The organism is Citrobacter freundii complex sp. CFNIH9, assembly GCF_002903305.1.
GTDB classification, from domain to species: domain Bacteria; phylum Pseudomonadota; class Gammaproteobacteria; order Enterobacterales; family Enterobacteriaceae; genus Citrobacter; species Citrobacter portucalensis.
The window spans coordinates 2,732,976-2,751,554 of sequence record NZ_CP026238.1; the positions used below are offsets into that span (position 1 = coordinate 2,732,976).

Here is an 18,579-nt window from a genome sequence, read left to right on the forward strand (position 1 = left end):
TTAAACGGTAGGTAAAGTGTCATTAATCAATGCAATACAATTTGCTTGTGCGAAATAGTATTAATCTGCGCACGAATCATTTCGCTGATCGGGTCTTCCGGACACTGTTCAACGAAATAACTTAAATCGGTCAGCGCAACATGTTCACACTCCAGCTGCGCGTAAATTAATCCACGATCGCGTATTTCATACGGATCTTCAGGATTAAACTGTAATAGTGCTTCGCTGGCACGCAGCGCCAGCTCCATTTGCCGCTCTTCCATCAGCGATGATTTCAGCGTGTCGAGCAGCTTACGAATTACTTCTGCATTATCCGCCTCATCCAGGTCTTCGTTAAACAGCTCCGCGACCGGGCTGATATTCCCCTTCAGCCACACTTCCAGCGTGTGCTCATTTAACGTTTCGCCATTCAACGGATTGATTAGCCACATTTCGCCATCGAGCGATTCAATACGCAGGATGAGTTGTGTCGGGAAAATCACCGGCACCAGTGGCAGCTCCAGTCGGTTGGCAATCCACAATAAGATTGCGCCCAGGGATACGGCACTGCCCTGACGATTTTTCAGTACCTGATCAAGCCATAGTGCATCAGAAAGACGATAGACGCCGTCGGTATCCGTAAACCCCCATTCGCCGTAAAAAAGTGCCAGCAGTTTTTCCAGTTGCTCATCCTGAGACAGGAGCTGGCTAATTTCTTCTTGCGCCAGACTGACCAGACGTTCCAGTTCGTCATAGACAGTTTGTGTTGGAAAATCCAGACGGATAGACTCCGACGCCAGGATCATCCCATCACACAATGGCGCTTTATTAAATTCGAAATCAGCTAACGACCTCATGCTTACCCCAGTAACGGTATTTTTGTGGTGGCGAGTTTAATGATGATGTACAGCACCACCAGCGCCAGCGGAAAAGCGATTAATCGCGCCTGCTGACTGCGCGCCCGACGATAATCGAGCGCAATAAAACCCAAAACGATGTAAATGATAACCCCAAACAGCTTTTCAGTCAGCCATGTCCCGTGCTCAGTGAATGGCAGGATGTGCGCTTTAACCATTAACGCTACGCCGCTGAGTAATAAAACGGTATCGACAACCGGCGGCACGATGCGCGTCCAGCGCGCGCAGGCAAGGCGCGAGTCGGTGTAACGCCACCAAAATCGCAGGGTCAGCAAACCAACCGAAAGCGCAATGCTGATGAGATGGACGTTGAGTAACACACCGAAGGTACTCATGATGGGATGCGTCCAAGCGTAATTCGCTCGTTGCCGCCATAGTCACGACAGGTTTCAACTGCCACGTAACCCGCACGAGTAAAGGCATCACGGACGGCCTCGCCCTGCTGCCAACCATGTTCCAGCAACAGATAGCCGCCGGGCGTTAACATGCGCTGAGACTGGTCGATGATATGCACGATATCCGCCAGCCCCTGATCGCCCGCCACCAGCGCCGACAGCGGTTCAAAGCGAACGTCGCCTTGCGCCAGGTGCGGATCCTGTTCGTCGATATACGGCGGATTGCTGACAATCATGTCAAACTGCTGTCCCTGCAATGCGCTAAACCAGTTACTTTGCAGCACACAAACATTGTCGATGCCCAGTTGCTGCTTGTTGCGAATGGCCAGTGCCACGGCATCGGGCATGCGGTCTACGGCAGTCACCGCACAATCCGGACGCTCGGTTGCCAGCGCCAGCGCAATGGCACCCGTGCCGGTTCCCAAATCAAGAATACGACACGCCGAGGCCGGCAGGCGAGCCAGCGCCTGCTCCACCAGACACTCGGTATCCGGACGCGGAATAAGCGTGGCTGGAGACACAAACAGCGGCAACGACCAGAACTCGCGCACACCGGTTAAGTGTGCCACCGGCTCTCCCCGCTGACGCCGCTCCAGTAGCGTATCAAGCTGTTGACGCTGCGCCTCGGTTAACTCCGTTTCGCCGAAAGCCAGAATAAAGGTGCGCCCTTTGCCAGTAACGAACTCGAGTAAAATCTCGGCGTCACGGCGCGGGCTTTCGCTTGCCTGTAATTGGCTAATCGCCTCACGCAGCCAGTGCTGATAATCCATTAATCCTGCTCGGACAACGCCGCCAGTTGGTCGGCCTGGTATTCCTGGACAATCGGCTCAATGAGCATATCCAGTTTGCCTTCCATCGCTTCATCCAGACGGTAGAGCGTCAGGTTAATGCGGTGATCGGTCACACGACCCTGCGGGAAGTTATAGGTACGGTTACGATCGCTGCGATCGCCACTGCCCAACAGGTTGCGACGCTCAGAGGCTTCCGCCTGTTGACGTCTTGCCACTTCGGCCGCACGAATTCGCGCCCCCAGCACCGACATCGCTTTGGCTTTGTTTTTATGCTGTGAACGTTCGTCCTGGCATTCCACTACGATACCGGTCGGTAAGTGGGTAATACGGATTGCGGAGTCGGTGGTGTTAACGTGCTGACCGCCCGCGCCTGATGAACGGAAGGTGTCAATACGCAGATCGGCCGGGTTGATGTCCGGCAGTTCGGCATCCGGCAGTTCCGGCATAACCGCGACCGTACAGGCAGAGGTATGAATACGCCCCTGCGATTCCGTCGCAGGTACGCGCTGCACGCGATGGCCGCCAGACTCAAACTTCAGTCGCCCGTAAACGCCTTCGCCGCTAATCTTGGCAATGACTTCTTTAAACCCGCCATGCTCGCCTTCGCTGGCGCTCATGATCTCAACCCGCCAGCGACGCGATTCAGCGTAACGGCTGTACATGCGGAACAGATCGCCGGCAAACAGCGCCGCTTCATCACCACCAGTTCCCGCGCGCACTTCGAGGAAGGCGTTACGTTCGTCATCGGGATCTTTAGGTAATAGCAGGACCTGCAGATGCTGTTCCAGCTGCTCACATTTCTCTTTTGCTTCGCGCAGTTCATCCTGCGCCATTTCACGCATTTCAGGATCGTCGAGCATCATCTGAGCCGTCTCGATATCTTCCTGAACCTGTTGCCAGTCCGTAAAACAGCGAGATACATCGCTTAATTGCGCATATTCGCGCGACAGCGCACGAAAGCGATCCTGGTCTGCGATAGTACCCGCATCACCGAGCAGCGCCTGAACTTCTTCATGGCGTTCATGCAGGGCTTCCAGTTTGGCAACGATAGAAGGCTTCATAGGCGTAAATGCACCCTGTAAAAAATAAGATTGGTGTGCTGCTACTCCAGCCCGAGGCTGTCGCGCAGAATATTCAGGCGTTCACTATCCCCGTCACGGGCGGCCTGTTGAAGTGATTTGGTTGGTGCATGAATCAGGCGATTGGTCAGTTTCCAGGCCAGATCCTGCATAATGGCTTGCGCATCACCGCCCTGTTGAAGAGCGGCCAACGCTTTGGCGGTCAGTTCATCACGGATCTGTTCTGACTGACTGCGATACTCGCGGATAGTGTCGCTTGCGCCCTGGGCGCGTAGCCAGGCCATAAACTCGCTGGCTTCCTGCTCCACTATCGTTTCGGCTTCCACCGCCGCCGCTTTGCGCTGGGCCAGGTTATGCGAAATGATGCTTTGCAGGTCATCAACGCTGTACAGATAGGCGTTAGACAATTTACCCACTTCCGGCTCGACATCGCGCGGTACGGCGATATCCACCAGCAACATAGGCTGATTGCGGCGGTTTTTAAGCGCACGTTCCACCATTCCTTTGCCGATAATCGGCAGCGGACTGGCGGTAGAACTGATAATGATATCGGCATCCTGTAAACGCGCGTCTATATCACTCAGTGAAATCACCTCGGCGCCGACTTCATCCGCCAGCACCTGCGCACGCTCGCGAGTGCGGTTGGCGATGATCATCTTCTTCACTTTGTGCTCGCGCAGATGTCGCGCTACCAGCTCAATGGTTTCGCCCGCACCGACTAACAGCACGGTTACCGTGGAGAGCGATTCAAAGATCTGCCGCGCCAGGGTACAGGCGGCAAACGCCACCGACACGGCGCTGGCGCCGATGTCAGTTTCTGTACGTACACGTTTTGCGACAGAGAATGATTTCTGGAACATCCGTTCCAGCGCACTGGCGTTCAGGTGACCTTTTTGCGAATCCGCAAACGCTTTTTTCACCTGCCCCAGAATTTGCGGTTCACCGAGCACCAGTGAATCCAGACCGCTGGCAACACGCATCAAGTGACTGACCGCGTCGTTGTCCTGGTGCCAGTACAAGCTGTTGCGCAGATCTTCTTCATTGAGGTTATGGTATTCACACAGCCAGCGAACCAGCGCTTCTTGCAGGTTATCCTGCTCTTCAACGCTGAGATACAGCTCCGTGCGGTTACACGTCGACAGCACTACCCCGCCCTGCACCATTGGCTGCGCGAGCAGGCTGTCCAGCGCCAGATCGAGCGTATCCGGCGAAAACGTTACGCGTTCTCGCAGCGATACAGGTGCCGTTTTATGGTTAATACCAAGCGCTAAAAGGGTCATGTGTGCGGGAATAGTACCAGCGTTGATAAGGTTAGACTGGGTGCATCATACAGGATGCGTGCGGTCAATAAAAGAGACTGACCCCTTTTGGAGTAATAGCTTAGTGCACAAATTTAAGCGATTTAAGATAACTTGAACGTAGACGATGTCTGATGGCGGCGCTAGCATTAAGAGTTATAACTGCAACGTATCTCAAGGATTTGTCATCATTATGACCCTGCCTGATTTTCGCCTGATTCGCCTGCTGCCGCTGGCGGCCCTGGTTCTTACTGCCTGTACGCTCAACGCGCCTAAAGGTCCCGGTAAAAGCCCCGATTCTCTGCAGTGGCGCCAGCACCAACAGGAAGTTCGCGCCCTGAACCAGTATCAGACGCGTGGTGCGTTTGCCTATATTTCCGATCAACAGAAAGTGTATGCCCGCTTTTTCTGGCAGCAAACCGGTCAGGATCGCTATCGTCTCCTGCTGACCAACCCACTGGGCAGCACGGAACTGGAACTTAATGCGCAGCCTGGCAACGTCGAACTGGTCGATAACAAAGGCAAGCATTACACCGCCGACGACGCTGAAGAGATGATCGGCAAACTGACCGGCATGCCTATCCCATTAAACAGCCTGCGCCAGTGGATCCTTGGACTGCCAGGTGACGCCACCGATTATAAGCTCGACGACCAATATCGTCTGAGTGAAGTGAACTACAGCAAAGACGGTAAAAACTGGAAAGTGGTCTATAGCGCCTACGACAGCAAAACCCAGCCAGCGATGCCAGCAAACATGGAGCTGTCCGACGGCTCCCAGCGTATTAAGCTGAAAATGGATAACTGGATTGTGAAATGATGACCCATTGGCCCTCTCCGGCAAAACTGAATTTGTTTTTATACATCACCGGACAGCGTGCGGACGGTTACCACACGCTGCAGACCTTATTTCAGTTTCTTGATTATGGCGACACGATAGATATTACGCCGCGTAGCGACGGCGAAATTCACCTGTTAACCCCAGTGGAAGGCGTTGCGCATGAAGACAATCTGATCGTCCGTGCGGCACGTTTGCTGATGAAAGCGGCATCTGAAAGCAATCGCCTTCCCAAAGGGAGCGGTGCGGACATCAGTATCGACAAACGCCTGCCGATGGGCGGCGGTCTTGGCGGAGGTTCGTCTAATGCGGCAACCGTTCTGGTGGCGCTGAATCATCTCTGGCAGTGCGGACTTTCAGTTGATGAACTGGCGGCACTCGGCTTAACGCTGGGGGCGGATGTTCCCGTATTCGTGCGCGGCCATGCGGCTTTTGCCGAAGGCGTAGGCGAAATTCTGACGCCGGTCGAGCCTGAGGAAAAGTGGTATCTGGTTGCTCATCCGGGAGTCAGTATTCCGACACCGGTGATTTTTAACGATCCCGACCTCCCGCGCAACACGCCAAAAAGGTCAATAAAAACGTTACTAAAATGTGAATTCGGCAATGATTGCGAGGTTATCGCAAGAAAACGTTTTCGCGAGGTTGATGCGGCGCTTTCCTGGCTGTTAGAATACGCGCCGTCGCGCCTGACTGGTACAGGGGCTTGTGTCTTTGCTGAATTTGACACAGAGTCTCGTGCTCGCCAGGTGCTTGAGCAAGCCCCGGAATGGCTCAAAGGCTTTGTGGCGAAAGGCGTCAACCTCTCCCCATTGCACAGAGCGTTACTCTAAATCCTTCGGATTTCAGGAAGATGGCGAAATGACGAATCGCCAGGTGCATACAACTTCAGTATGTAACTGGTGTGAGGAATTGATGCCAGCGCAAATGAAACGCGAAGGACAACGAGTAAGCCGGGCAAGCTGAGTTGCGGTGACAACGTCACCCTGTTCCAGACGTTGCATCGCGCTCTTTAATACACCGCATGGAGAGGATACTGCCTGGCCCGCACAGTTTTCGGCAGATTCTTTCCACCAATGGACGCATGCCTGAGGTTCTTCTCGTGCCTGATATGAAGCTTTTTGCTGGTAACGCCACCCCGGAACTAGCACAACGTATTGCCAACCGCCTGTACACTTCACTCGGCGACGCCGCTGTAGGTCGCTTTAGCGACGGCGAAGTCAGCGTACAAATTAATGAAAATGTACGCGGTGGTGATATTTTCATCATCCAGTCCACTTGTGCCCCTACTAACGACAACCTGATGGAATTGGTCGTTATGGTTGATGCGCTGCGCCGTGCTTCCGCAGGCCGTATCACCGCCGTTATTCCTTACTTCGGCTATGCACGTCAGGATCGTCGCGTACGTTCCGCTCGTGTACCGATTACCGCTAAAGTCGTCGCTGATTTCCTGTCCAGCGTTGGCGTTGACCGCGTCCTCACCGTTGACCTGCATGCTGAACAGATCCAGGGCTTCTTTGACGTACCGGTTGATAACGTATTCGGTAGCCCGATCCTGTTAGAAGACATGCTGCAGCTGAACCTGGACAACCCGATTGTGGTTTCTCCGGATATCGGTGGCGTCGTGCGTGCCCGCGCTATCGCTAAACTGCTGAACGATACCGACATGGCTATCATCGACAAACGTCGCCCGCGTGCGAACGTTTCTCAGGTGATGCACATTATTGGTGACGTTGCAGGTCGTGACTGTGTTCTGGTTGATGACATGATCGATACCGGCGGTACGCTGTGCAAAGCAGCAGAAGCACTGAAAGAACGTGGTGCTAAACGCGTATTTGCGTACGCCACTCACCCGATCTTCTCAGGTAATGCGGCAAACAACCTGCGCAACTCAGTGATTGATGAAGTCGTTGTCTGTGACACTATTCCACTGACTGACGAAATCAAAGCGCTGCCAAACGTGCGTACATTGACCCTGTCGGGTATGCTGGCCGAAGCGATTCGTCGTATCAGCAACGAAGAATCCATCTCTGCTATGTTCGAGCATTAATCGAGCCCGGCTCAAAAACCCGCTGCGGCGGGTTTTTTTATCTGCAATACTTATTTGTATGACTTATGCCTCCTTCACCTGCCATTTAGTTGACAGATGATGCGCTCATGGATGAAACATTATTGTGAACAGATTATTTTCCTCACATGTGATGCCTTTCCGCGCCCTCATCGACGCTTGTTGGAAAGAAAAATATACTGCCTCTCGCTTTACCCGTGACCTGATCGCCGGGATAACCGTTGGGATCATCGCCATTCCGCTGGCAATGGCCCTGGCAATAGGCAGTGGCGTTGCGCCGCAGTACGGCCTGTATACCTCAGCCGTCGCTGGGATTGTTATCGCCCTTACCGGGGGATCGCGCTTTAGCGTATCTGGCCCAACCGCCGCCTTCGTGGTGATTCTGTATCCGGTGTCGCAACAGTTTGGGCTGGCAGGCCTGCTGGTTGCCACGCTCATGTCCGGGATATTCCTGATCCTTTTCGGCCTCGCTCGTTTTGGCCGCCTGATCGAATATATCCCCGTGTCGGTAACGTTAGGTTTTACATCGGGTATTGGTATCACCATCGGTACCATGCAGATTAAAGATTTTCTTGGCCTGCAGATGGCCCATGTCCCGGAGCACTATCTGCAGAAGGTCGGCGCGCTATTTATGGCCTTGCCGACCATCAACGTTGGCGATGCCGCCATTGGCGTAGTGACGCTGGGGATCCTGATTTTCTGGCCGCGCCTGGGGATCCGACTGCCGGGTCACCTTCCCGCACTGCTGGCAGGCTGTGCGGTAATGGGTATCGTGAACCTGACCGGCGGCCATGTCGCCACTATTGGTTCTCAGTTCCACTACATTCTGGCTGACGGCTCACAGGGTAATGGTATCCCGCAGTTGCTGCCGCAGCTGGTCCTGCCGTGGAATATGCCGGAATCAAACTTTACCCTAAGCTGGAGCTCGTTACAGGCGCTGTTACCGGCAGCCTTCTCGATGGCGATGCTGGGGGCAATTGAATCTCTGCTGTGCGCCGTCGTACTCGATGGGATGACCGGCACCAAGCATAAAGCTAACAGCGAGTTGATTGGCCAGGGGCTGGGTAACATCGTGGCACCGTTCTTTGGCGGTATCACTGCCACGGCGGCAATTGCCCGCTCTGCGGCAAACGTCCGCGCCGGGGCGACCTCGCCAATCTCTGCGGTTATCCACGCGATTCTGGTGATCCTCGCCCTGCTGGTACTTGCACCGCTGCTTTCCTGGTTACCGCTTTCCGCCATGGCCGCCCTGCTGCTGATGGTGGCATGGAACATGAGTGAAGCGCATAAAGTCGTGGATTTGCTGCGCCATGCACCGAAAGACGACATCATTGTCATGCTGATGTGTATGTCGCTGACGGTACTGTTCGACATGGTTATTGCCATCAGCGTCGGTATCGTTCTCGCCTCTCTGCTGTTTATGCGTCGTATTGCGCGCATGACTCGCCTGGCGCCGGTCAACGTAGACGTACCGGACGATGTGCTGGTGCTGCGCGTTATTGGTCCGCTGTTCTTTGCCGCGGCGGAAGGATTATTTACCGATCTTGAGTCGCGTATTGAAGGTAAACGCATCGTAGTCTTGAAGTGGGACGCGGTCCCGGTACTGGATGCCGGTGGTCTGGACGCTTTCCAGCGCTTTGTAAAACGTCTGCCGGAAGGTTGTGAATTACGCATCAGTAATCTGGAATTCCAGCCGCTACGTACCATGGCGCGCGCGGGTATTCAGCCGATTGCCGGGCGCCTGACGTTCTTCCCGAATAAAGATGCTGCGCTAGCAGATATCCGCTAACGTGTAGCCCGGCCAGGCTAAACGCCGCCGGATTGCAAATGACAGACAAAAAAATGGCTCCCTTACCTGGGAGCCATTTTTATAACAAGCTTATTGCTTACGCGTTCAGCAGTTGCTCAGCCGTTGCCTTCACGCTTGCCAGCAGGACTTTAACATCCTCCAGACATACCGTCGGATTGAGCAGCGTTAGCTTCAGGCAGGTGACACCATCTGCTTCGGTCACGCCGACGTTGGCGCTACCTGAAGCCAGAAGAACGTCGCCAATACGCTGGTTCAGCAGCGCGACAAATGCCACGTCGTCACTTTGCGGGCGGAAGCGGAACAGCACGCTTGCCAGCTGCGGCTCCATCACCAGTTCAAGATGCGGCTGGGTTTTGACAAACTCAGCAACATCACGCGCCAGCGTCACACCGTTATCAATGATCTCGGCGTACTGCTTTTTGCCCAGCGCTTCGAGGCCCATCCACAGCTTCAGCGCATCGAAACGACGCGTGGTCTGCAGCGACTTCGATACCAGGTTTGGTACGCCAGCCTCTTCATCGAAATCAGAGTTCAGGTACGCCGCCTGGTAACGCATCAGCTCGTAGTGGCGCGCATCTTTTAACAGGAACGCACCGCAGCTGATAGTCTGGAAGAACTGCTTGTGGAAATCCAGCGTCACGGAATCTGCCAGTTCAAGGCCGTTCAGGAAGTCACGGTACTTATCAGAAAGCAGTAACGCCCCGCCCCATGCCGCATCCACGTGCATCCAAATCTGATGTTCTGCAGCCAGCGCTGCAATATCCGCTAACGGATCGATTGCGCCCGCATCGGTAGTACCGGCAGTGGCGACGATTGCCATCACCTGCTCACCGTTGGCTTTCGCCTGGGCCAGCTTGTCTTTCAGGTCAGCCTGATCCATGCGTGAAAACGCATCGGTCTTCACCTGGGTGACGGAACGGTAGCCCAGCCCCATCAGCGCCATGTTCTTCTGCACGGAGAAGTGCGCGCTTTCAGAGCAGAATACTTTGATTTTACTCAGATCACCGGTCAGACCATCCTGCTGAATGGAGTGCCCCTGGCGAGCGAAGAAAGCATCACGCGCCAGCATCAGGCCCATCAGGTTACTCTGCGTACCGCCGCTGGTGAATACGCCCGCATCGCCTGTCGGGTATCCAACCTGCTCACGCAACCACTCGATCAGCTTGATCTCAATGATGGTGGCCGACGGGCTCTGGTCCCAGGAGTCCATACTCTGGTTGGTGGCGTTGATCAGCACTTCCGCCGCCTGGCTAATTACCAGGCTTGGGCAGTGCAGATGCGCCACGCACTGCGCATGGTGAACCAACAAGCTGTCTTTGAGAAAGTATTCAACCGCACGCTCAATAGCGGCCTGGTTGCCCAGGCCCTGAGACGTAAAATTCAGGTTGATACGTTCACGCAGTTGCTCAACGGTTTTACCCTGATACATCTCAGGCTGCTTCAACCATTCAACGACCGCTTGCGTACTCTGCTCGATAGCGTCCTGATAAGCTGCAATGCTTTGCGCCGAGCCGGACAGAATCGGGTTTACGTCTGACATTCGATCCAACTCCGTTTAAACCGGCTTCACGCCAGCGCCCAGCAGGGCGTTTTCGAATTTATCGAGGAAGATTTCCAGCTCAGCGTTGGTGATCAGCAGTGACGGCAACAGCCGCAGCACGCAACCATTGCGGCCACCACGCTCCAGAATCAGCCCATTTTCGAAGCATTTTTTCTGCAGCAACGCGGACAGCTCGCCATCGGCCGGGTAGCAGCCCATGTGATCCTGCGCTTCGTTCGGCTTCACGATTTCCAGGCCGATCATCAGACCCAGACCGCGCACCTGGCCGATAACCGGGTAGCGTTTCTGCAGGTCAGCCAGTTTGCCTTTCAGCCACTCGCCCTGGGCAGCAACTTTATCGGCAATCTTGTCGTCTTTGAGGATCTTCAGCGTTGTCAGACCGGTCGCCATCGCCAACTGGTTGCCGCGGAAAGTACCAGTGTGGTGGCCCGGAGCCCACGCATCGAACTGCTTTTTAATGCCCAGCACCGCCAGTGGCAGACCGCCGCCAACCGCTTTGGACATCACGATGATATCTGGCTCAATACCGGCGTGTTCGAAGGCGAACAGTTTACCGGTACGTGCAAAGCCCGCCTGAACTTCATCGATGATCAGCAGAATGCCATGTTCCTGCGTCACTTTACGAATGCGTTGCAGCCACTCGACCGGAGCCGGATTCACGCCACCTTCACCCTGCACCGCTTCAAGGATCACGGCAGCCGGTTTACGCACGCCGCTTTCAACGTCGTTGATCAGGTTTTCGAAGTAGTAGGTTAATGCTTTAACGCCAGCGTCGCCGCCGATACCCAGCGGGCAACGGTATTGATGCGGATACGGCATAAACTGCACTTCCGCCATCATGTTGCTGACCGCTTCTTTCGGCGACAGGTTGCCGGTCACGGACAGCGCGCCGTGGGTCATCCCGTGGTAGCCACCGGAGAAACTGATGATGCTGGAACGGCCGGTGACTTTCTTCGCCAGCTTCAGCGCCGCTTCAACAGCATCAGCGCCGGACGGACCGGTGAACTGCAGGCAATATTCTTTGCCCTGACCCGGTAATAAAGAAAGTAAATATGATGAGAACTCATCTTTTAACGGCGTGGTAAGGTCAAGCGTATGTAACGGTAAGCCGCTTGTGATGACACTTTGAATGCTCTGCAGCACTTCAGGATGGTTATGACCAAGCGCCAGGGTTCCGGCACCTGCCAGGCAATCAAGATATTGATTATTTTCTACATCAGTAATCCAGACGCCCTGCGCTTTAGCGATCGCTAATGGCAGTTTACGTGGATAGCTGCGGACATTAGATTCAAACTCAGCCTGTCTTGCTAAAAAGGTATCATTGCTCTGCGGTAATGAATTAGCACTTGAAGTATCAATACGGACTTTATCCGTCATCATATCACTCCTACAACCAGGTGTAGATTAACGCCTGATTGAATAAATGGTTATAAGGATTACCTGTAAAAAAGCGCGGCTAATATATGTTGTTTTAGCTTAGGACTCAATCATTTATTTTTCGGCATTAAAAATAACAACCTTTTCCTTTAAATTCAAAGCGTAACAACTATTTACCATTACTAAATCCTAAAGAAATATATCTATTTAATTAACAATGTTGCAGCTAATTGCAACGCAGACAATCTAATAAAAACCATGGAATTTTCGTGTTTTTATTATTTTTTTACACGTTTTTACCATTAATGATGCTCGCGATATCTTGTGATGCCATGATTTTTCACTTATTTGTCGATAAATCGAATAAAAAAGTCGATCCCTAAATATAAATCACTTAGTATGGCGCGCTTATTTGCAGGCTATGTAGATAAAATTAATGCGCAGCACCCGATAACGCGTACAGGCGACACGCGTTATCGACAACAGGTATTCCCTGGGTTGTCAGCAGAAATGTTCGCGGGCGGACATTTCGTAAGGCGAACTTCGTTCCCTTATGCCGAGAATGAAAATTTTCTAGCCATACTTTTATGGCGCCCTGATATGAGATTGTTATGACTCGCATTTATCCACCATCCGTCGTTGCCAAATTTGGCGGCACCAGCGTCGCTGATTTTGATGCGATGAACCGCAGCGCCAGCATTGTCCTTGCTGATCAAGATGTCCGTTTAGTCGTTTTATCTGCTTCAGCAGGCGTGACAAACTTACTGGTTGAGCTTTCTGAAGGTCTGGAAACACATCAACAATTAGATAAGATTGAGACTTTACGCGCCATCCAATACAACATTATTTCCCGCCTGAAGCAGCCGTCCGTTATCAGTACGGAAATTGATAATCTTCTAAACAATATACGTCGACTTGCACAAACGGCGATGGTTTCGCCGTCTGATGCGTTAAGCGATGAATTAGTCAGCCATGGCGAGCTGATGTCCTCGCTACTTTTTACTGAAGTCTTACGTGAACGGCATGCCGAGGCCGGGTGGTTTGACGCCCGCAGCGTGATGCGTACTAACTCGAACTTCGGCTGTGCCGAACCCGAGCTTGGCACACTGCACCACCAGGTGGAGACTCACCTGCGCCCTCGTCTTGAGCAAGCGATTATGGTGACTCAGGGATTTATCGGGCGTGATGCCGCAGGGCACACCACTACGCTTGGGCGCGGCGGTAGTGATTACACGGCTACGCTTCTCGGTGAGGCGCTTCACGCCACACGCATTGACATCTGGACCGACGTCGCAGGGATCTACACCACCGACCCACGCATTGCGCCGCGGGCCAAACGAATCGACCATATCTCATTTTCCGAGGCCAGCGATATGGCCGCCTACGGTGCGAAGGTTCTCCACCCGGCGACACTGCTCCCGGCAATGCGTAAAAGCATTCCGGTCTTTGTTGGCTCAAGTAAGGATACTGCCGCCGGAGGTACGCTGGTGCACAACACCACCGATAATCCACCTCGCTATCGTGCGCTCGCCGTGCGTCGTAAACAGACGCTGTTGCGGTTACACAGCCTGGAGGCGCAACCTTCCTGTTCTTTCCTGGCGCAGTCCTTCACCATTTTAGCTCGCCATGCAGTCACAGTGGATTTGGTTACAACCTCAGAGAATAGTATTGCGCTGGCGCTGGACGCCACTCATGCAACCTCAGGTGAAGACCATGTGCTGACCACCGCATTGTTTACCGCCTTGTCCTCCCACTGTCGTGTGGAAGTGGAAACCGGGCTGGCGCTGGTCACTTTGGTGGGGAATCAACTCACACAGGCTGCGGGAGTTTGCAAAGACGTTTTTGCCTGGCTTGAAGAGCATACGGTACGAATGATTTGCCATGGGGCGTCAAACGACAACCTGAGTATTCTGTTGCCGGCTGACAATGCAGACAGCGCGATCAAAGCGTTACATTATCGGTTATTCGAATAACGCTTCTTTGTAGTATGCCACCAAGGGTAGAAGTCGTTTAATCCAGTACTGACGAACAAGCAGAGCCCTGGTTTTTAAACCAGGACTTTGTGTTCAAACAACTGCACTCCAAGCTGGGAGAGCTATTAGTTATGCCGATGATTGGTATCACCGCGACGGCAGCGTTTGTCATAGTGGCGCACCCACCAGTAACGATCGCTGATTTGTTCGTGCCCCCCCACTCTGGCACCCGCCAACCAGAGGACACCACCAACAAAAATACTGAGCACGGCACCATGTGCGAAAAACTGTGGCAGATTAAATTGCGGCAGTTGGTTTAAAATAGAGTAACCAACACCACCCACCATCACCACCAACCCTAAAGCCATGAGCACGTTACCGAGTAACGAAGCGTTTTTGCGTTTCATGTGTCACCTCCGGAACTTTGGGTTGTTACAGGGAATACCCCTAATCCTTATGTGTAAAGTATAGACAACACTGCCCTTCGCAAGTGCGGGAGCGATCACAATTACAAACACTCATGCAACAAAACTTTACAAATAAGCCACTGAACACACTCATTTTCTAATAGTCCATTTGTGCAATTATTCAGCTTTTGGCGATAAGCACGCAGTTTTTTGTCAACAGCAGCGTCAGACAGTAAACTACACGTCGTTTATCGAAACACTCAGGACAAAACACGTGGCGATTAAATTGATTGTCGGCCTGGCGAACCCCGGCGCAGAGTATGCGGCAACGCGACACAATGCAGGCGCATGGTATGTCGATCTGCTGGCAGAAAGATTACGCGCTCCCCTGCGCGATGAGCCGAAATTCTTCGGCTACACCTCCAGAGTTACGCTTGAAGGTGAAGACGTCCGTCTGCTGGTGCCAACCACATTTATGAATCTGAGCGGCAAGGCTGTCGGTGCGATGGCCTGTTTTTATCGTATTAACCCCGATGAAATTTTGGTCGCACACGATGAGTTAGACCTGCCCCCTGGCGTGGCCAAATTTAAGCTTGGCGGCGGTCATGGCGGACATAATGGCCTGAAAGACATCATTAGTAAGTTAGGTAATAACCCCAACTTTCATCGTTTACGCGTTGGAATTGGCCATCCGGGCGATAAAAACAAAGTTGTCGGATTTGTTTTAGGCAAACCGCCTGTTTCAGAACAGAAGTTAATTGATGAAGCAATTGACGAAGCGGCACGTTGTACCGAGATATTGTTCAAAGACGGCCTGACCAAAGCGACGAGCCGGTTACACACCTTTAAAGCGCAATAAGCAGCGATGTGCGGCATTTTTCTCGCGTGCTGTGTATAATAGGCAAAGTTATTTACATTTCTACAATCTGTTTTCCATAACAGGTTGAATATCAAAAGATTAAGGTGATTTAAACATGGGATTCAAATGCGGTATCGTCGGTTTGCCAAACGTAGGCAAATCCACCCTGTTCAACGCGCTCACAAAAGCGGGTATTGAAGCGGCAAACTTCCCGTTCTGTACTATCGAGCCGAACACCGGTGTTGTCCCGATGCCCGATCCGCGTCTGGATCAGCTGGCCGAAATCGTCAAACCGCAGCGTATCCTGCCAACAACGATGGAATTCGTCGACATCGCCGGTCTGGTAAAAGGCGCGTCCAAAGGTGAAGGTCTGGGTAACCAGTTCCTGACCAACATCCGTGAAACCGAAGCTATCGGCCACGTGGTGCGTTGCTTTGAAAACGACAACATCATCCACGTTAATAACAAAGTGGATCCGGCTGATGACATTGAAGTTATCAATACCGAGCTGGCGTTGTCCGACCTCGACACCTGTGAGCGCGCTATCCATCGCGTGCAGAAGAAGGCCAAAGGCGGCGACAAAGACGCTAAAGCAGAACTGGCTGCGCTGGAAAAATGCCTGCCACAGCTGGAAAACGCTGGCATGCTGCGCGCGCTGAAAACGCTGACTGACGAAGACAAAGCGGCCATCAAATACCTGAGCTTCCTGACGCTGAAGCCAACAATGTACATCGCCAACGTCAACGAAGACGGTTTTGAAAATAACCCGTACCTCGATAAAGTGCGCGAAATCGCGGCTGCCGAAGGTTCTGTTGTGGTTGCCGTTTGCGCAGCCGTTGAAGCTGACATCGCAGAACTCGATGATGCTGACCGTGAAGAATTCATGGCTGAAATGGGTCTGGAAGAGCCGGGCCTGAACCGCGTTATCCGTGCTGGCTACGAATTGCTGAACCTGCAGACCTACTTCACTGCTGGCGTGAAAGAAGTCCGTGCATGGACCATTCCTGTCGGTGCCACGGCTCCGCAGGCAGCCGGTAAAATCCATACCGACTTCGAGAAAGGCTTTATCCGCGCACAAACCATCGCGTTTGAAGATTTCATCACCTATAAAGGTGAGCAAGGTGCGAAAGAAGCTGGGAAAATGCGTGCCGAAGGTAAGGACTATATCGTCAAAGATGGCGATATCATGAACTTCCTGTTCAACGTCTAAATAAAATTTGTTATCTCATGAGGTTTCAACGAATCTCATGAAAATCACAAAACCTATAAAATCCACGCAATTGCGTGGATTTTTGTTTTCACAGCATCTCAACTCATCTCGTCACAGCACCGTCAAAAATGAGTACATATTGACGCTGACCCCTTCGTGAAGCACACCGCCCTACAGTTTCTCCAGAATTAAACACGCTTCACGATTAAGCATAATGAACTCCTGCCAGCTATATTGCTGTTGGTAGTTAAGCTGATACTGCTTTTCTACCTGGCAAATAAGCGGACGTGTTTCATAAATCGCGCACAGCTTTGTCTCCATCTGATAGTGACGACAAATGCCGTCACCGCGATCAAGAAACTGCGTTTCACTGGCGCGATCGACGTGGCGACAACAAGCGCCACACTGGTTACAGGGAAACTCGGGCGTGAGCGTCATAGCTTACTTAACCAGCTACGTACAGAGCGGGTATTCCCTGCTTCAAACGGTAGCGCAATATTTCGGCGCTCAACCTCTGCACGCAGCAACAAACCACGCTCAATTTCACTGTTCACCGCGTTAAGATGCAGCGAGAAACGCGATAACGCTGACGTATCAATAGCAAACTCTAACGCCGAAAGCTCCAGTAGATAACGATCGAGTTCAGCATTCACCTGTTGATAATACTCTAGTGCTTTCTGATACTTATCTTTAAACGTATCCAGAAACGCCCAGACCTTTTTCATCAATGCACTGTGTTCCAGGAAGTAGTTCATTACCAGCGTCAGAATACCTGTCGCCAGCGCACCGCAGAAAGCGGCCAGTTCCGGACCAAAAGGAAAGACGAGCATCTTGGCTAAAGCTTCGTTAACCACCACACCAGCAGCCACGGCAACACCCGCAGCCACCAGCTTGCTTACCGCTTTAGCGAGCTGCCCCGGCGCTAACCCTTCAGGGTTAAAGACCATAACTTTAAAGGCCTGTACCAAATTGTTCCACATCTCACGAATCAGGCGCACCATCATCTTCTTAGTCGTAAAGAAGATATTGAACAGCGTCGTTGTAATGCTGGAGAGCACGCCACCGATGGCACCGTCTTTAAAGGACGTCAGGAAAGTGCTGAATTTACCCTGCACTCGCTGCCAGACTGCGCGTAATGCCTCCGCCGCATCTTGCAGGAAGTCTCCGGCATCGAATGAATGACGATGCTTCTCAAACATCACGGGAATACGCTCACGGAACTCAAACCAGGTCTCTGCCAGAATCAGTCCCAACATCTGCCGCGTTCCCATGCGAAACGCATTGTTCATTGTGGCGGTGGCGACATTCTTCGCAAACTTACTGCTGGTATAATATTCCTGATTGATCGTACTGTTGTATTTTGCCCGCGCCTTTTTGTCGGCCTCTTTCATCCGTTCAAAATCGGCGGCGGCTTTATTTTCCAGCTTATTCAGCTGTTTTTGCTCTTGCTCGGAAAGCGTTGGCTGGCTGCGTAAACGGGCAATTTCCTGCGTGGTCACAGCATGCTGTTCTTGTAGCGTTTGCACGAAGGCATCCATCGTTTTCGCCTTCTTCGCCTTATTCAGCGACTCATTCGTGAAGGTCAGATTTGATGAATCATTAGCCAGATCGGCACCATCACATTCGGCAAGGATACGCCCAGGATCGTTGTGAATTTCATGGGCGGCAATAATATGGTCGAGGTTCTTTTTATCATTAGCCGCAAATTTCTCACCGGTGTAGGTATCGGTCAACGTACCGGCCTCGTGCGCCTTTTTTCCCGCCCGGTTGGTGGCAATGTAGTTTTCGTGGCTATGGTAATGATGAGAATCATACCCTTCACGTTGCTCGTACCGTTGACGCTCGGCATCGGTGGCATACACTCCCTCGCGAGCGTTATGAATGGTATTCACATCGCCGCCGTGTTTATCCTCCAGCAAGAGAAAATCCAACCCAAAAGAGGTGGTCAGACTCTTAACCACCGTCTGATGTAACTCTTCACCCCAGTCAAACCTGGCTGTGTTCATTGTGCTCGCCCATAGCA

The 18,579-nt window shown here is 52.6% G+C and carries 17 protein-coding genes; 7 read left to right on the forward strand and 10 right to left on the reverse strand.

Going from position 1 to position 18,579, the window contains the following annotated elements; genetic code table 11:
• Positions 1–26 precede the first annotated feature (26 nt).
• Genes sirB1 through hemA form a run of 5 tightly spaced genes read right to left on the reverse strand, consistent with a single transcriptional unit; the run spans position 27 to position 4,441 of the window.
• The gene (gene sirB1, locus C2U43_RS13835; RefSeq protein ID WP_103285315.1) at positions 27–836 is read right to left on the reverse strand and encodes an invasion regulator SirB1; all 810 of its coding nucleotides are present in this window, start codon (positions 834–836) and stop codon (positions 27–29) included.
• Positions 837–838: 2 nt separating this feature from the next.
• A complete protein-coding gene (gene sirB2, locus C2U43_RS13840) occupies positions 839–1,231 on the reverse strand; it encodes an invasion regulator SirB2 (RefSeq protein ID WP_032943708.1) in 393 nt (130 codons plus the stop codon).
• Positions 1,228–2,061: a peptide chain release factor N(5)-glutamine methyltransferase gene (gene prmC / locus C2U43_RS13845; RefSeq protein WP_103285316.1), complete on the reverse strand. Its 834-nt coding sequence runs from the start codon at positions 2,059–2,061 to the stop codon at positions 1,228–1,230. Before prmC ends, sirB2 begins: the two co-directional genes overlap by 4 nt.
• Positions 2,061–3,143: a peptide chain release factor 1 gene (gene prfA / locus C2U43_RS13850; RefSeq protein WP_003020786.1), complete on the reverse strand. Its 1,083-nt coding sequence runs from the start codon at positions 3,141–3,143 to the stop codon at positions 2,061–2,063. Before prfA ends, prmC begins: the two co-directional genes overlap by 1 nt.
• A 41-nt stretch (positions 3,144–3,184) precedes the next feature.
• Positions 3,185–4,441, reverse strand: a complete 1,257-nt coding sequence (hemA, locus tag C2U43_RS13855) for a glutamyl-tRNA reductase (RefSeq protein ID WP_103285317.1) — start codon at positions 4,439–4,441, stop codon at positions 3,185–3,187.
• A gap of 211 nt (positions 4,442–4,652) precedes the next feature.
• On the opposite strand from hemA, the gene lolB reads away from it, so the two are divergent.
• From lolB to dauA, 4 genes are all read left to right on the forward strand, one after another.
• Complete coding sequence (gene lolB / locus C2U43_RS13860; protein ID WP_103285318.1) at positions 4,653–5,276, forward strand: lipoprotein insertase outer membrane protein LolB; 624 nt, start codon at positions 4,653–4,655, stop codon at positions 5,274–5,276.
• Positions 5,273–6,124, forward strand: a complete 852-nt coding sequence (gene ispE / locus C2U43_RS13865) for a 4-(cytidine 5'-diphospho)-2-C-methyl-D-erythritol kinase (RefSeq protein ID WP_103285319.1) — start codon at positions 5,273–5,275, stop codon at positions 6,122–6,124. Before lolB ends, ispE begins: the two co-directional genes overlap by 4 nt.
• 269 nt (positions 6,125–6,393) lie before the next feature.
• Positions 6,394–7,341: a ribose-phosphate diphosphokinase gene (gene prs, locus C2U43_RS13870; protein WP_001518537.1), complete on the forward strand. Its 948-nt coding sequence runs from the start codon at positions 6,394–6,396 to the stop codon at positions 7,339–7,341.
• 124 nt (positions 7,342–7,465) lie between these two features.
• Positions 7,466–9,148 (forward strand): C4-dicarboxylic acid transporter DauA, encoded by a 1,683-nt coding sequence (gene dauA / locus C2U43_RS13875; RefSeq protein WP_008784981.1) that lies wholly within the window; start codon positions 7,466–7,468, stop codon positions 9,146–9,148.
• A 97-nt stretch (positions 9,149–9,245) separates the two neighbouring features.
• Here the strand turns inward: dauA and C2U43_RS13880 are convergent, their stop codons facing one another.
• Both C2U43_RS13880 and C2U43_RS13885 read right to left on the reverse strand, forming a co-directional pair.
• Positions 9,246–10,709 (reverse strand): pyridoxal phosphate-dependent decarboxylase family protein, encoded by a 1,464-nt coding sequence (locus C2U43_RS13880; RefSeq protein ID WP_103285320.1) that lies wholly within the window; start codon positions 10,707–10,709, stop codon positions 9,246–9,248.
• A gap of 15 nt (positions 10,710–10,724) precedes the next feature.
• Positions 10,725–12,110, reverse strand: coding sequence for a diaminobutyrate--2-oxoglutarate transaminase (locus C2U43_RS13885; protein WP_103285321.1), 1,386 nt, complete (start codon positions 12,108–12,110; stop codon positions 10,725–10,727).
• A 608-nt stretch (positions 12,111–12,718) separates the two neighbouring features.
• Between C2U43_RS13885 and lysC the strand changes: the two genes are divergently transcribed.
• On the forward strand, positions 12,719–14,080 hold the full coding sequence (gene lysC / locus C2U43_RS13890; RefSeq protein WP_103285322.1) for a lysine-sensitive aspartokinase 3: 1,362 nt from the start codon (positions 12,719–12,721) through the stop codon (positions 14,078–14,080).
• Positions 14,081–14,205: 125 nt separating this feature from the next.
• On the opposite strand, the gene ychH is transcribed toward lysC, so the two are convergent.
• Positions 14,206–14,487 carry a stress-induced protein YchH gene (gene ychH, locus C2U43_RS13895; RefSeq protein ID WP_003833480.1) on the reverse strand — a complete coding sequence of 94 codons (282 nt, stop codon included), beginning with the start codon at positions 14,485–14,487 and terminating at the stop codon, positions 14,206–14,208.
• Positions 14,488–14,761: 274 nt separating this feature from the next.
• Between ychH and pth the strand changes: the two genes are divergently transcribed.
• Both pth and ychF read left to right on the forward strand, forming a co-directional pair.
• Positions 14,762–15,346, forward strand: a complete 585-nt coding sequence (gene pth, locus C2U43_RS13900; RefSeq protein ID WP_103285323.1) for an aminoacyl-tRNA hydrolase — start codon at positions 14,762–14,764, stop codon at positions 15,344–15,346.
• A 115-nt stretch (positions 15,347–15,461) separates the two neighbouring features.
• Complete coding sequence (ychF, locus tag C2U43_RS13905) at positions 15,462–16,556, forward strand: redox-regulated ATPase YchF (RefSeq protein WP_003020818.1); 1,095 nt, start codon at positions 15,462–15,464, stop codon at positions 16,554–16,556.
• Positions 16,557–16,727: 171 nt separating this feature from the next.
• Here ychF and C2U43_RS13910 read toward each other — a convergent pair whose 3' ends face one another.
• Positions 16,728–16,994 carry a YkgJ family cysteine cluster protein gene (locus C2U43_RS13910; protein ID WP_103285324.1) on the reverse strand — a complete coding sequence of 89 codons (267 nt, stop codon included), beginning with the start codon at positions 16,992–16,994 and terminating at the stop codon, positions 16,728–16,730.
• Positions 16,991–18,562 (reverse strand): hypothetical protein, encoded by a 1,572-nt coding sequence (locus C2U43_RS13915; protein WP_060682107.1) that lies wholly within the window; start codon positions 18,560–18,562, stop codon positions 16,991–16,993. Before C2U43_RS13915 ends, C2U43_RS13910 begins: the two co-directional genes overlap by 4 nt.
• Positions 18,563–18,579: the final 17 nt, after the last annotated feature.

Coding starts and splice junctions, on each gene's coding strand:
- sirB1 (WP_103285315.1), bottom strand. CDS start 836: ATGAGGTCGTTAGCTGATTTCGAATTTAATAAAGCGCCATTGTGTGAT.
- sirB2 (WP_032943708.1), bottom strand. CDS start 1,231: ATGAGTACCTTCGGTGTGTTACTCAACGTCCATCTCATCAGCATTGCG.
- prmC (WP_103285316.1), bottom strand. CDS start 2,061: ATGGATTATCAGCACTGGCTGCGTGAGGCGATTAGCCAATTACAGGCA.
- prfA (WP_003020786.1), bottom strand. CDS start 3,143: ATGAAGCCTTCTATCGTTGCCAAACTGGAAGCCCTGCATGAACGCCAT.
- hemA (WP_103285317.1), bottom strand. CDS start 4,441: ATGACCCTTTTAGCGCTTGGTATTAACCATAAAACGGCACCTGTATCG.
- lolB (WP_103285318.1), top strand. CDS start 4,653: ATGACCCTGCCTGATTTTCGCCTGATTCGCCTGCTGCCGCTGGCGGCC.
- ispE (WP_103285319.1), top strand. CDS start 5,273: ATGATGACCCATTGGCCCTCTCCGGCAAAACTGAATTTGTTTTTATAC.
- C2U43_RS13880 (WP_103285320.1), bottom strand. CDS start 10,709: ATGTCAGACGTAAACCCGATTCTGTCCGGCTCGGCGCAAAGCATTGCA.
- C2U43_RS13885 (WP_103285321.1), bottom strand. CDS start 12,110: ATGATGACGGATAAAGTCCGTATTGATACTTCAAGTGCTAATTCATTA.
- lysC (WP_103285322.1), top strand. CDS start 12,719: ATGACTCGCATTTATCCACCATCCGTCGTTGCCAAATTTGGCGGCACC.
- ychH (WP_003833480.1), bottom strand. CDS start 14,487: ATGAAACGCAAAAACGCTTCGTTACTCGGTAACGTGCTCATGGCTTTA.
- ychF (WP_003020818.1), top strand. CDS start 15,462: ATGGGATTCAAATGCGGTATCGTCGGTTTGCCAAACGTAGGCAAATCC.
- C2U43_RS13910 (WP_103285324.1), bottom strand. CDS start 16,994: ATGACGCTCACGCCCGAGTTTCCCTGTAACCAGTGTGGCGCTTGTTGT.
- C2U43_RS13915 (WP_060682107.1), bottom strand. CDS start 18,562: ATGAACACAGCCAGGTTTGACTGGGGTGAAGAGTTACATCAGACGGTG.